We start from the raw sequence: 12,705 nt of genomic DNA, 5'->3' as shown, positions 1-12,705 counted from the left end.
ATTTACCTGAATGAACCTAGAAATTTTAAGAGAACGCAGTGATTCCACCTGTGAATTATGTGCTGCAAAGAACAATTTGGATATTTATCAAATCCCCGATTCTCCCGAAGAAAGTGCCGATACTTCAATTCTGCTCTGCCGTACCTGTAAAGAACAAATTGAAAATCCTGAAAAAGTACAGCCAAATCACTGGAGATGCCTGAATGACAGCATGTGGAGCCAGGTGCCGGCGGTTCAGGTGATGGCGTACAGAATGCTTCACCGTTTGCGAACTGAAGGCTGGCCGCAGGATCTTCTGGAGATGATGTATTTAGAGGATGATATAAAAGCCTGGGCGAAAGCTGGTTTAAAAACAGAAGGTGCTTCCGAAGAAATAATTCATAAAGACAGTAATGGTGCGGTACTGGAAGCGGGTGATACCGTCATGCTCACCAAAGATCTTAATGTTAAAGGTTCCAGCCTGACCGCTAAACGCGGAACAGCAGTAAGACGAATATCACTGGTTCATGACAATGCCGAACAGATTGAAGGGAAAATTGAAGGTCAGCAAATTGTGATACTCACCAAATTTGTGAAGAAAGCCTAGCAGCAATTTAGAATTATGGATAAGAAAACCAAATCCGGCAACGAACAACCCAACAACCCCTTACACGGCGTGAAACTGACTACCATAATGGAAAAACTGTTAGATCATTACGGCTGGGATGGTCTTGCCGACAGGATTAACATCAATTGCTTTAAAAATGATCCATCAATTAAATCCAGCCTTAAGTTTTTACGCAGAACTCCCTGGGCCAGAGAAAAGGTAGAAAGACTATTTCTGAAGACAGATTTTTAATGTTAACGGGCCTGAGCTTTCCAAATAAAAAGAAATAAAAGAGACAAAGGAATCTATTTTCGTCAAGATTAACTTAATTCAGCTTTTAATTTATTTAAAATTTAGTTGAGATCCTGAAATATCCCGATAGCTACGAAAAAGGATCAGATTTCTTCAACTTTTTAGATGCCCTCGATATATTAAACACAAGATTTACTGCACTTATCCGCTCCAGAGAAAAATACCGTTATTTACTCATTTCTGTAAAATACTTGTAAAACCATGGGATGGTTTCAATGCCTTTAAGGTAATTCCATACGCCAAAATGCTCATTAGGAGAATGGATTGCATCGGTATCCAGTCCAAATCCCATTAAGATGATCTTGCTTTTCAGTTCTTTTTCAAAAAGCGTCACAATAGGAATGCTTCCACCGCTACGCTGAGGAATAGGAGTTTTTCCGAAGGTTTGTTCATAAGCCTTGCTCGCCGCCTGATAACCAATGGTATTAATGGGTGTTACATAAGGAAAACCACCATGATGAGGTTTTACTTCCACCTTCACACTTTTTGGAGCGATGCTTTCAAAATGTTTTTTGAAGAGCTCTGTAATTTCTTTCCAGTCCTGGTCGGGAACCAATCTCATTGAGATCTTTGCATGAGCTTTGGAAGGCAGCACTGTTTTGGCACCCTCGCCAATGTACCCGCCCCACATTCCGTTGACATCGAGGGTTGGTCGAATCGATCCTCTTTCGAGCGTAGAATAGCCCTTCTCTCCGTAAACATCCTCAATATCAAGCTTTTTCTTATATTCTTCAAGATTGAAAGGCGCCTCAGCCATTTTTGATCGTTCTTCGTCGCTTAGCTGTTCGACTTTATCATAAAATCCGGGAATAGTTATATGATTGTTCTCATCGGTCAAAGAAGCGATCATTTGGCTGAGAATATTGAGAGGATTGGCTACCGCTCCACCATACAGTCCGCTATGCAGATCACGATTAGGACCGGTCACTTCCACTTCAACATAGGAAAGTCCGCGCAAACCGGTGGTAATAGAAGGAGCTTCTCTGGAAATCATTCCTGTATCGGAAATTAAAATCACATCATTGCTCAACCGGTCTTTATTTTCCTTTATAAACCAGTCCAAATGAGCGCTTCCAACCTCCTCTTCCCCTTCGATCATAAATTTGACGTTGCAGGGCAGCACATCATTCTGGGTCATGTATTCCATCGCCTTCACGTGCATGAACATTTGTCCCTTGTCATCACAGGCTCCACGTGCGAAAATAGCCCCTTCAGGATGTATCTTAGTTTTTTTGATCACAGGTTCAAATGGTGGCGAATCCCAAAGATCCAATGGATCCGGCGGTTGCACATCATAATGACCATAAACCAGTACTGTTGGAAGATCTTTATCTTTTATTTTCTCTGCAAAGACCACAGGATGACCTGGGGTTTCGCAGACCTCGACAAGGTCACAGCCTGCATCTAATAAACTTTTTTTAACTGCCTCTGCTGCTGTTAACATATCCTTTTTAAAAGCAGGATCGGCACTGATGGAAGGAATTTTAAGAAGTTGAATTAATTCATCAAGAAAACGTTCCCGGTTCTTACCGAGATAGTCTTTTATTGTATCCATTAAACTGATTTCGAATTTTGATAAAGTTAAGAAGATAATTTTTTATCAACCTATTTGTTATTTAAAAGTAATGTTTATATTTGCACCCGCTTACCGAAAATAAGCATCTTATTGAAAAAAATGCGGGCGTGGTGGAATTGGTAGACACGCTAGACTTAGGATCTAGTGCCGCGAGGTGTGAAGGTTCGAGTCCTTTCGCCCGCACAGCAAGAGAAGGCCGACTTTTACGAGTCGGCTTTTTTATTTACAGGTACAACATAGGTACAACAACTTTAATTTTTTTTATTTTCCATTTTTTTCAACTTCATTCTATACGATTTCATTTCATGAATAGGTATATAGCTTTATAACAGGATGATTATATAGAATATTAATCCGCAATTGATTAAAAGAGAAATTATAAACACTATCACCGCCCATTTCGGGTATACATTGGCATCCTCCATTAATTTTTCCATTTTTCGATGAAATTTTTCCAGAATGTTTCTGCTCTGCTCCATTTGATTTTCATGAGCTTTTAGGAATTCTTCTAATTTTATTACATCGATTTCTATTTTTTGCTGCTGCAGCTTTTCCATTTTTTTAATCAGCTGCTCATACCTGTTGATCTCGTCGATCATCAGTGCCATTAGTTCTTCTACTTTTGCCATATCCTTATGATTTACATTCCCAAATCCATACCCTTAGATATTGTTTTCTTGATTACCTCCTTGGCTAGTTTAAGGGGTATGTTTCCTGCCGCGTCCAGACCTTTCCCGATCATTTTAGCTGCCAGTTGTTTTCCTATTTCATTGTAACGCTGCTGGTTTTTATCCAGTTGTTTTGCAATGTTGCCCATGCTCATGCTTCGGTGAATTTCACTTCCCTTTAAATTGTATTTATCAAACTCAAAACGAAATCCTTGCAGCTTCTCTGCTTTATTGATACAAGGGATTACTCTTACTCCATTGCAGTGCATGGCCTCCTGGTATCTTTCAAAAGTGTTAGGCCGAAAACTTTTTAAAGCAATATCATGTCTTCTTTTGATCTCTGCACGGATATCCTTTAGATTGATTAGCTTCTCCATTTGCACCTCCTTTACCGTTTCTAACTTATGTTCAAGGGCGACCTTTTCAGCCATCAATTGGCTACGTTTTCCTATAAAACTATCATTATAGGCCTGACCCTGGTAATTGATTCGGTTTACGTATAAATGGATATGTTTATGTTCTTTATCCTTATGCACAAAGGCAATTGCCTGGTGATCTCCCAGGTCCATTTTCTCCACGAAAGATTTACAGATTTCCTTTAGTTGTTTGTTGCTAAGTTTTTGACCGTCTTCAATAGTAGGACTTAAGACAAAAGATAGAGTGTTTCTTTGGCAATTTTCATTTAGCTCTTGAATGGCCTGAAATTCCTTTGTGATCTCTTTAGGTGTTTCACCGATGAGTTCCTGTTTAAAAACTACCTTGGCTTCTTTTTCCTGGTTCCATCCATAAGTCATTGAGGCCCGGGTATGACTAATTGATTTTCCTTTTCCAATCATCATACAATTTTTTGAAGGTGAGACTTAATTTCTTCTGCAAGTTTATAAACCGCAGATGAAAGACGAGGATCTTTCCGACGAAACATATTTCCGATCCATTTGAAATTGTTGTGGAATTGCAGCAGTGTTTTATAAATAGCAATTTGGTCATCAGAAAGCCTTTCCGTTATTTCTAATCCGAAAGCACTTCTTCTGCAATATTCGCTAAGGGTTAATCCGCTCTTTTTAGCTTTGATCAGCAATAATTTTTTTTCGAAGGAGGAGCATCGAAATTTAACGAGATCACCTTTCCCCCTAAACCTCTTTTTTTCATTGCGACCATCGGGAGCAATCAAGATTGTGTCCACAGGCACACATCTTGAATTACTGAATTCAGACGTTGAATTCTCTCTTGGAGCGTCAGGATTTTTTCTTGGATTTTCAGTTTCTTCAAAAGGAAATTTAAGCTTGAAAAGCTTAAGCTGGGAATCGGGTTTTTTCTTCATGGCGATTGATTTAATAAGCGAAAGTCAAATCAACCGAAAGAGGCTTGAGGTTTGATCCGAAGGAACTTAAACTCTCAAGCTTCTTTTACCATGTCAAGGTGAAAACGGGTCGGAATTTCTAAGTCGAAGACTTTATAAATTTCGATCCTGTTTGAGTAACTTTTTTTTTCAAAAGCTGCTTTTTAAAAATACAAAATTTCATAAATCCGATACATCCTTGGAAGGTCCTTATTTGTTAATTTTTTAGGAGCATTTTTTGAATCATTTTTCTTAAAACTACCATTCCAATACAGAGTCCGTAAAAATGATGAAGCCGAAAGTTAATTGGCAAAATTTACTTTGACCCTATCGAAATAATAATTATTTTTTCATTTAAATGTTTTAATGTTTATTTATTAATGGTATGTTGTCCCGTATTGGGACACCGGTGTCCCAATAGAAAACAAGTATTTTTATAGGTTGTCCTACATACGGGACACCTCTTCCTCATTTTGGACCACAAATACTAACTCTTTATTTATTGATTAATTCAATCGGTTATAGTAAAAGTAAAAACCTGAAGCAACAAAAAATTTGGAGATTATAAAAGATTGCTTTTAAAAATTTTCCGATTTCCAAGTATCAAGTGTATTTGTTTCATCGTCATAAATTAAAAAACCTTCCAATCCGGAATCTGCTTTAATCAGGTCAATAGATTTTCTAAGCCCTAAAACCATGCACGCTGTAGCCATAGCATCGGCCTTTTCTGCGCTCTTACATTTTATGGATGCTGAAAGCAAGTTATGAGAAACGGGATACCCAGTCTTTGGATCAATAATATGCGGACGCCTGCGTCCCGTAGAATCTAAATAAAATTTTCTATAGCTTCCCGATGTACTGATAGCAGCATCATCTAGCTTTACAATTTTTAGGATTCTATTTTCCTCCTTTCCTAAACTAAAATTTGGGTTTTCAATACCAATTCTCCAGATCTCACCTTTTTCATTTACACCATGACATTTAATTTCTCCTCCAATTTCGACTTTATAATCCTGAATTTTCTTTGTATCTAAATATTTAGCAATTTTATCAATAGTAAATCCTTCACCCATAGCTGTTAAATTAATGGTTGTGTTCTTTTTAACAGCTTTGACCACCGTATCATTAAAATAAATATTTTTTTCAAAAGAAACTAAGTTCAACAAAGAGTCCACCTGTGAAGGTGTGGGTTTATTACCAGCTCTAAAACCAAATCCCCAGGCTTCTATTATAGGAGAAAGGGTGGGTTCAAAAGCCCCCTGTGTTTTCTGATAATAAAACCTGGCGCGATTCAGTTGCTCCAGAAATATTTTCGAAGGATGTAAAAACTGGCCATTCTTATTAAAAATGCTGATTTCTGATGTTGGATTAAAATAGCTGACGGCATTATCTATGGAAGAAAATATAGAATCTATACCCTCTTGAAAATTAGTATGAGAGCGATATTTGATAGAATAAAAAGTTCCATAGATATCCCCTTTCAAAGTAATATAATGATTATTATAATTTTTATTAAGAAATAAAATCTCAGTAATTATTAAAAGAACCAACGGAATAAAAAATTTTAAAAATTTTGCTTTATTCATTATCCGCAATATTAAATTTTATCCAAAATTCAGCTCCTTCATTAATTTGAGAGGTGACTCCAATTTTTCCTCCCATGGCCTCTACGAATTCTTTTGAAATTACCAACCCTAAACCTGTTCCGCTCGAATTTTTATTTTTCCCTTTAAAGAAAGGCTTAAAAATGTTATTTTTTTGTTCCTGGGTAATACCTTTACCTTCATCTCTGACCGAAATTTTAACTTCTTTGCCGGAAAGCAATGTATTTACCGAAATCAAGGATGATTTTGGAGCATATCTGATAGCATTGATAAGTAAATTGTTCAAGACCCAACTTAGTTTCTGACCGTCTACTTCCAGGATCACATTTTCAGTAGGATTATTTACTTCAATTTTAATATCTTTTTTCCGAAGAAAAGGTTGTACCGCCTGGACAGCCAGTTCTAAAATTTTTCCCAGTCTGATTTTTTCTTTCCTTATCTCAATACTCCCGCTTTCAATTTGTGCTAATTCTAAAATCTCATTAATAATATTTTTTATCCTGAGATTGTTATTATTGATAACTTCAAGCCAATTTTGCTGTTCATCATTTAGATTTCCTGTTTGCCTGTTTTTTAAAAGATCGGTTCCCATTTCTATTGCGGCAACGGGAGTTTTCAATTCATGACTTAAAGTGGCAATAAAACGGGTTTTAGCCCTGTCTTTTTCAGCGAAATTTGTAATATCATGAAGCATTACTACATGTCCGATTAATAGATTGGATTCTCCATTTGCAGTAGTTGTAATATCAAAATATTGTTTTGAAAAAAGCTTCTCTATATTGTTTTCAGTAACTTTAATAGGAGAACTTTCCGTTGAATATTTACCATTGCTAATCATAATTGGTCCTAACAGATTATGTAAAAGAGCGTTATGAACAGCAATATCGGGAGCATATTTACCTTTAACCTTTGATTCCTCTACATTTAGAAGAGAAAGCATTTTTTTATTAGCAAAAATGATGTTTTTGCGATCATCTAACCCTAAAATTCCTTCGCTCATTTGATTGATCACCGAATCAAGACGTTTTTTCTCCGAAAGTATCTTTGAATAACTGCTGCTTTCAAATTCTTCCAGCCTAGCCGACATGAAATTGAAAGAATTCCCAAGCTGTCCAAATTCATCGTTGTTATTTATTTTAATACGTGTGCTATAATTACCGGCAGCAATCTTCTTAATGGCTTCATTGAACCTTTGAATGGGTTTGATTAGATAACCAGGCATTCCAATGGAAAAAAAGAAGGCGATGACAAAAGCGCAAAACGACACACTGGTGATATAGATGTACACCTCTTTGGCCGTTTTGGTTACCTTTTCATTTCTTACCAGGATCTTCTCCTGATTCAAATTATAGATTTTCCTGGCGAGCTGCTTTGCCTGGAAAACATTCCTCTTGATCTGGTCCATATTTCCGTTCTCCATGGCGGCAAGCAAGGCACCAAAAGAATTCTCCAATTCTGCGGTGAGACCTTTTTCTCCCAACTCGGTAATATTGGCCTTTTGAAGTTCCAGATTCTCTTCAATATTTGGGATGATTTCAGAAGAAGGTAATTGATCATCAACCGTCACTTGTTTTAAAATTACATCAAGGTCATTATCTATATTTTCCATATAGATTAAACTGCGGTTATTCTCTTTCAGAATTTCTGCCGCATCGTTTCCCAATTGCCTAACGTAAAAACTTCCAACCGATCCTAGAAGGATGATCATGAGGAATAAAAATCCGAAAGAAAGGATTATTTTGGTTTTAATTTTCATCTTTAAAAAACTATAATTACATCTATATCTGTATCTATGAGGCGTTTAAGTAATTTATCAAAGTGATTTTTGCCCCTTATTTGCCTCCAAATAGTGTAATGCGGCTTTCCCATTACAATATTAGTGATCTTCAATTCTAAAGCCTTTTGGTATACGGCAAGAGAAATATTATTTTCTTTAACGGTAATAACCCTGGCACCCAATTCTTCGGCGAACTGAAAGTTATTGATTAATTTTCTTTGAAGTTTTAAATCTATTTTTTCTGTTCCTTCTCCTGTTGTCTTGATATATAGTACATACCACTCGGCCTGATAATAATCGGCGACACGAGAGGTCTTTCTTATAATATTTTTAGCACTTTCAAAGTTGGTACTTATGCAGGCCATAAAACGCTCCTGCTTCAACCGGTTATCAGGAGGCAAGTTTTTTTCAATTCTCTTCTCTACAAGTGAAGCTACTTTTCTTAGGGCCAGATCTCTTAGTTGAAGAATTTTCTCCGGCTGAAAGAAATTGTTCAATGCCCTTTCTATTCTTTCACCCTGGTAAATTTTTCCATCTTTTAGCCTGTTTATTAGATCTTCAGCGGGAAGGTCTATATTTACCACTTCATCGGCATGCTTGAGAAAATGATCGGGAATAGTTTCCTTTACCTCGATTCCCGCAATGCTATCTACACGATCGACCATACTTTCCAGGTGTTGAACATTAAAAGCGGTGATAACATTGATCCCCTCTTCCAGCAAATCTATTACATCCTGCCAGCGCTTTTCGTTTTGGCTGCCGGGAATGTTCGAATGGGCAAGCTCATCTACCAGGACGATCTCGGGACGACTTTCTATAATGCTTTCCAGATCCATTTCTGTAAGGACCTTTCCCTTATAATATGTTTCCTTTAAAGGAATTTGAGGGATTCCCTTCAAAAGGCGCTGTGTTTCCTCCCGGTTATGCGTTTCAATCAGACCTATACGCACATCCACTCCCTGTCGCAAGAGCTCATGTGCTTCCTGAAGCATTCGGTACGTTTTCCCCACTCCTGCGATCATTCCAAGATAAACTTTCAGGCTTCCTTTACGGCGCTTCTTTATTAGTTCGAGGAATCGATCAGGTTGTGAATGTGCGTTCATAATTGAATAATTACCGTTCAAACAATTTGTCAAATTGATAGCCCATGGTAAAAAGAACTTCCCATCTTTTATTAGGATCAAGATCACCCTCAAAAAAGCTAATATCTTCATTGAGATGTAAAAACCTGGTCTCGCCCCGGATGTAAGCATGTGCAATGGGCCGGAATTCGGAACCCATGGTGATACCCCACATTTCGAGACCTTGAGGACGATCATTGGAAGAAGGAAGCAAACCGCTAATAAAACCATTTTCATCATTGAAGAGTTCTCCCCTTCCGGTAAAAGATAATTTATCATTTACCTGATAACGCAGTGTAGCGAGAGCATTGTACATAATGGCAGTCTCTTCTGGGGTGCTGAGCCCCGAATGGGACTGTGTTCCGATATCACCCCCTACCTGAAGGAACCACTTATCAGCGAAATGAGCATTCAGATATAAATTATGGTAGGTTCGGAAGGCATCATCGCCCGATCCCGAAGGCAACTCCTTTCCAAACAGATTGGTGTAGGTAAGGCTGGTATTATCATTAAAATTATAGCTTAGCAGAATTCCTACCGATTTGGCATCATTAACATCAAGGAAGTAATTGTAGCCATTGACTACCCATAACTCTCCATACCACTTTTCAGAACCGGAATAGCTGAGTTTCGCCCCCGCCTGGTAAAAAGGTTCATTGTACGTAGCGATAGCAGTAGAGCTTAAGAAATTATTCTTTGGAAGGAAGCTCTCTGTACCGATATGGGTGGTAAAAAATCCGGCATCCAGCCACCAGTCGCCTTTTAATCTTATTCCAATATTTGCTTCCTGTATGTTGGTAAACTCTGAAGACCACGTGGCCTGGGGGATATCACCCCAGTGCAGGCTTATGTTTCCTCTCACTTTTTCTGAAGTGTATGCAAGGCTTGTTTGGGCTATATTGAGCCCAAATCTTGCATCCCTGGGAGCCACCGTGGTATAGGGTTGGAATTCATTAGGTTCCATATCGTTGCTGAAATTTGCATAATACACATCGGCATATCCCGACAATTTTAAGCTTGTTTTACTTTCCTCCACTTCCTGCGCCAGAACCTCGCCTGCTGAAAAAATGGTAAAAACGGCTATGATTAAATTTTTCATTTTTTTGAATTTTTTTCCAGTTCATCCAGAGACAAATTGAGTTTTAAAACATTTACATAATTTTCGGGACCTGCGATTCCAAATAAAGCTCCTTCAGTATGTTCATCTACAAGGTTCTTTAATTCTTCTTTGGATAAATTGCGTTGTTTGGCTATCCTGTTCACCTGAAGTAAGGCTGCCTCATTGCTGATGTGAGGATCTAATCCCGACCCTGAAGCCGTTACCAGCTCCACTGGAATTTCACTCTTTTTTATGGATGGATGATAAGCCATTAGTGTGTCGATTCGGTGCTGCACAAGAGCGAGAAATTCCGGATTGGTGGGGCCATAATTTGAACCTCCCGTAGAAGATGCATCATAATCTACGGCAGAAGGCCTTCCCCAGAAATACTGGCTGCTTTTAAAGTTTTGGCCGATATTTTCAAAGCCAACAAGTTGGTCATTTCGATAAATAGGCTTTCCATCGGCAGCGTTTGGAGCTATTGCCTGTCCTACTGCAGTCATCGCCAGTGGATAGGCAATTCCGAATAACAGAAGACTAAGAAATGAAAGGACGAGTATATTTCTTAAAGTTTTCATATGCTAATTTTTATAAAAATAGATTTACGAGTAGATCAATGAGTTTAATTCCAATAAAAGGAACGATAATACCGCCCAGACCGTAAACAAGAAGGTTTCTTCCTAGTAAGGCCGAAGCTCCCATTGGGCGATATTTGACACCCTTAAGGGCAAGCGGAATAAGGATAGGAATTACAATGGCATTGAAAATCACGGCAGATAGAATAGCTGATTGCGGACTCGCTAATCCCATAATATTCAGCACTCCTAAACCCGGAATACTGGCGGCAAAAAGTGCCGGAACGATTGCAAAATATTTAGCCACATCGTTGGCAATAGAAAATGTAGTAACATTTCCCCTTGTTATTAATAACTGCTTTCCAATTTCAACTACTTCCAGTAGTTTGGTAGGATCATTATCAAGATCTACCATATTGGCTGCTTCTTTTGCAGCCTGGGTTCCGCTGTTCATTGCAATCCCCACATCGGCCTGAGCGAGGGCGGGAGCATCATTGGTACCATCTCCCATCATTGCTACCAGTTTTCCGGCTTCCTGTTCCCTTTTTATATATTCCAGTTTATCTTCTGGTTTGGCCTCGGCTATGAAATCATCAACACCGGCTTCCTTCGCAATATATTCGGCAGTGAGTGGGTTATCTCCTGTAACCATCACGGTTTTCAATCCCATTTTTCTAAATCTCGCGAATCTTTCCTGAATACCAGGCTTGATAATGTCTTCCAACTGTATCACACCCAAAGCTTTCCTATCGACCCCTAGCGCTAAGGGAGTACCACCTTTTTCGGCAATTTCCCTGGTTTTAGCCTCAAACTTTTTTAAAGTTTCTTCATCCATATCGCACCAATCTCTAATGGCATCCCAGGCACCCTTTCTAATTTGACGGCCATCGGCAAGATTTACACCACTCATTCGAGTTTCGGCTGTGAATTTCACTGATTCCTCAATTTCAATACTTTCCTTGTTTAGAGGAATATTCAGATTTTTAGCCAATTCAATGATCGATTTACCTTCAGGAGTTTTATCGGAATAAGATCCCCAGGCACAGAGATGGGCAAATTCCTCTTCACCAATATTCCCTAGTGGGTAAAAATTGGTAGCCTTTCTATTACCGATGGTAATTGTACCTGTCTTATCTAACAATAATACATCAATATCACCGGCGGTTTCTACAGCTTTCCCTGATTTAGCAATGATATTGGCTCCCAGAGCCCTGTCCATTCCCGCGATCCCAATTGCGGAAAGCAGTCCACCAATTGTAGTGGGAATAAGACATACGAAAAGCGAGACCAGTGCGGCTATGGATAGAACAGTATTCGCATAAACCGCGAACGGTTGCAGAGTGACTGTCACAATCAGAAATACAAGCGTGAAACTTGCCAGAAGAATGGTCAAAGCGATCTCATTTGGAGTTTTTTGCCTGTTAGCTCCTTCTACGAGCCCTATCATTTTGTCAAGAAACGATTCTCCGGGTTCAGAGGTCACTTTGATCTTTATGGTATCTGAAAGTACCTGTGTTCCGCCAATCACCGAATTATGATCGGTTTCTGCCTCCCTGATAACAGGTGCCGATTCCCCGGTTATCGCCGATTCATCGATGGAAGCCATCCCCTCAATTATTTCACCATCGCTGGCAATAATATCACCGGCTTCAGCAATAAAAATGTCATTCTTACGCAACTCGGTTGCATTGACCATTTTTATCTCCCCATCCACCATTTGACGTTTCGCCATTGTATCGGTACGGGTTTTCTTTAGAGCATTGGCCTGAGCCTTACCGCGTGCTTCGGCAATAGCTTCGGCAAAATTGGCAAATAAAAGGGTGATCAGTAAAATAAGGGTAATTACAAAATTATACCCTGTGCTGCCAAGACTTTCATTTACGGTAAAGGCAGAAATGAGGGTTACCAGCACCATAATGGCAGTTCCGATTTCCACGGTAAACATCACCGGATTTTTCATCATTTGCAGAGGCTGAAGTTTACGAAAAGACTCACTAAAAGCACTTTGCATGAGGTTTTTATCTAATAATTTATTGTTTGCACTCATT

At 38.8% G+C, this 12,705-nt stretch carries 12 protein-coding genes and 1 tRNA gene; 3 read left to right on the top strand and 10 right to left on the bottom strand.

The features are described 5' to 3' along the window. Nucleotides 1–10 precede the first annotated feature (10 nt). The gene (locus C7S20_RS07855; RefSeq protein WP_107011969.1) at nt 11–586 is read left to right on the top strand and encodes a PhnA domain-containing protein; all 576 of its coding nucleotides are present in this window, start codon (nt 11–13) and stop codon (nt 584–586) included. Between the two features lie 15 nt (nt 587–601). Further along, nucleotides 602–838: a VF530 family protein gene (locus tag C7S20_RS07850; protein ID WP_107011968.1), complete on the top strand. Its 237-nt coding sequence runs from the start codon at nt 602–604 to the stop codon at nt 836–838. Between the two features lie 226 nt (nt 839–1,064). On the opposite strand, the gene C7S20_RS07845 is transcribed toward C7S20_RS07850, so the two are convergent. Further along, nucleotides 1,065–2,453: a dipeptidase gene (locus C7S20_RS07845; protein ID WP_107011967.1), complete on the bottom strand. Its 1,389-nt coding sequence runs from the start codon at nt 2,451–2,453 to the stop codon at nt 1,065–1,067. A 122-nt stretch (nt 2,454–2,575) separates the two neighbouring features. Here C7S20_RS07845 and C7S20_RS07840 point away from each other — a divergent pair. After that, nucleotides 2,576–2,657: transfer RNA gene (locus C7S20_RS07840), tRNA-Leu, on the top strand. A 140-nt stretch (nt 2,658–2,797) separates the two neighbouring features. Here the strand turns inward: C7S20_RS07840 and C7S20_RS07835 are convergent. The 9 genes from C7S20_RS07835 to kdpB all read right to left on the bottom strand — a co-directional run bounded on the left by C7S20_RS07835 (nt 2,798) and on the right by kdpB (nt 12,704). Beyond that, complete coding sequence (locus C7S20_RS07835; RefSeq protein WP_107011966.1) at nt 2,798–3,103, bottom strand: DUF6730 family protein; 306 nt, start codon at nt 3,101–3,103, stop codon at nt 2,798–2,800. 11 nt (nt 3,104–3,114) lie between these two features. Further along, nucleotides 3,115–3,981: a relaxase/mobilization nuclease domain-containing protein gene (locus tag C7S20_RS07830; RefSeq protein WP_227009130.1), complete on the bottom strand. Its 867-nt coding sequence runs from the start codon at nt 3,979–3,981 to the stop codon at nt 3,115–3,117. Beyond that, nucleotides 3,978–4,463 carry a mobilization protein MbpA gene (gene mbpA / locus C7S20_RS07825; protein WP_227009129.1) on the bottom strand — a complete coding sequence of 162 codons (486 nt, stop codon included), beginning with the start codon at nt 4,461–4,463 and terminating at the stop codon, nt 3,978–3,980. Before mbpA ends, C7S20_RS07830 begins: the two co-directional genes overlap by 4 nt. Nucleotides 4,464–5,059: 596 nt before the next feature. Continuing rightward, nucleotides 5,060–6,067, bottom strand: a complete 1,008-nt coding sequence (locus C7S20_RS07820) for an FAD:protein FMN transferase (protein WP_107011964.1) — start codon at nt 6,065–6,067, stop codon at nt 5,060–5,062. Next, nucleotides 6,060–7,841 carry a sensor histidine kinase gene (locus C7S20_RS07815; protein WP_107011963.1) on the bottom strand — a complete coding sequence of 594 codons (1,782 nt, stop codon included), beginning with the start codon at nt 7,839–7,841 and terminating at the stop codon, nt 6,060–6,062. The genes C7S20_RS07820 and C7S20_RS07815 overlap by 8 nt, the downstream gene beginning before the upstream one ends. 2 nt (nt 7,842–7,843) lie before the next feature. Then, complete coding sequence (locus C7S20_RS07810) at nt 7,844–8,965, bottom strand: histidine kinase (protein ID WP_107014142.1); 1,122 nt, start codon at nt 8,963–8,965, stop codon at nt 7,844–7,846. Nucleotides 8,966–8,975: 10 nt separating this feature from the next. Then, nucleotides 8,976–10,082 (bottom strand): outer membrane beta-barrel protein, encoded by a 1,107-nt coding sequence (locus tag C7S20_RS07805; RefSeq protein ID WP_107011962.1) that lies wholly within the window; start codon nt 10,080–10,082, stop codon nt 8,976–8,978. After that, nucleotides 10,079–10,660 (bottom strand): potassium-transporting ATPase subunit KdpC, encoded by a 582-nt coding sequence (kdpC, locus tag C7S20_RS07800; RefSeq protein WP_107011961.1) that lies wholly within the window; start codon nt 10,658–10,660, stop codon nt 10,079–10,081. Before kdpC ends, C7S20_RS07805 begins: the two co-directional genes overlap by 4 nt. Nucleotides 10,661–10,670: 10 nt before the next feature. Then, nucleotides 10,671–12,704 carry a potassium-transporting ATPase subunit KdpB gene (gene kdpB / locus C7S20_RS07795; RefSeq protein ID WP_107011960.1) on the bottom strand — a complete coding sequence of 678 codons (2,034 nt, stop codon included), beginning with the start codon at nt 12,702–12,704 and terminating at the stop codon, nt 10,671–10,673. Nucleotide 12,705 lies beyond the last annotated feature (1 nt).

The sequence above is a fragment of the Christiangramia fulva genome (assembly GCF_003024155.1).
GTDB lineage: Bacteria > Bacteroidota > Bacteroidia > Flavobacteriales > Flavobacteriaceae > Christiangramia > Christiangramia fulva.
Note: the sequence above shows the minus strand (reverse complement) of the source record. Positions and strands in the feature narration are given on the sequence as shown.

What these genes read in the sequence shown, in the direction of transcription:
- C7S20_RS07855 (WP_107011969.1), top strand. Translation starts at nt 11, where the DNA reads ATGAACCTAGAAATTTTAAGAGAACGCAGTGATTCCACCTGTGAATTA.
- C7S20_RS07850 (WP_107011968.1), top strand. Translation starts at nt 602, where the DNA reads ATGGATAAGAAAACCAAATCCGGCAACGAACAACCCAACAACCCCTTA.
- C7S20_RS07845 (WP_107011967.1), bottom strand. Translation starts at nt 2,453, where the DNA reads ATGGATACAATAAAAGACTATCTCGGTAAGAACCGGGAACGTTTTCTT.
- C7S20_RS07835 (WP_107011966.1), bottom strand. Translation starts at nt 3,103, where the DNA reads ATGGCAAAAGTAGAAGAACTAATGGCACTGATGATCGACGAGATCAAC.
- C7S20_RS07830 (WP_227009130.1), bottom strand. Translation starts at nt 3,981, where the DNA reads ATGATGATTGGAAAAGGAAAATCAATTAGTCATACCCGGGCCTCAATG.
- mbpA (WP_227009129.1), bottom strand. Translation starts at nt 4,463, where the DNA reads ATGAAGAAAAAACCCGATTCCCAGCTTAAGCTTTTCAAGCTTAAATTT.
- C7S20_RS07820 (WP_107011964.1), bottom strand. Translation starts at nt 6,067, where the DNA reads ATGAATAAAGCAAAATTTTTAAAATTTTTTATTCCGTTGGTTCTTTTA.
- C7S20_RS07815 (WP_107011963.1), bottom strand. Translation starts at nt 7,841, where the DNA reads ATGAAAATTAAAACCAAAATAATCCTTTCTTTCGGATTTTTATTCCTC.
- C7S20_RS07810 (WP_107014142.1), bottom strand. Translation starts at nt 8,965, where the DNA reads ATGAACGCACATTCACAACCTGATCGATTCCTCGAACTAATAAAGAAG.
- C7S20_RS07805 (WP_107011962.1), bottom strand. Translation starts at nt 10,082, where the DNA reads ATGAAAAATTTAATCATAGCCGTTTTTACCATTTTTTCAGCAGGCGAG.
- kdpC (WP_107011961.1), bottom strand. Translation starts at nt 10,660, where the DNA reads ATGAAAACTTTAAGAAATATACTCGTCCTTTCATTTCTTAGTCTTCTG.
- kdpB (WP_107011960.1), bottom strand. Translation starts at nt 12,704, where the DNA reads ATGAGTGCAAACAATAAATTATTAGATAAAAACCTCATGCAAAGTGCT.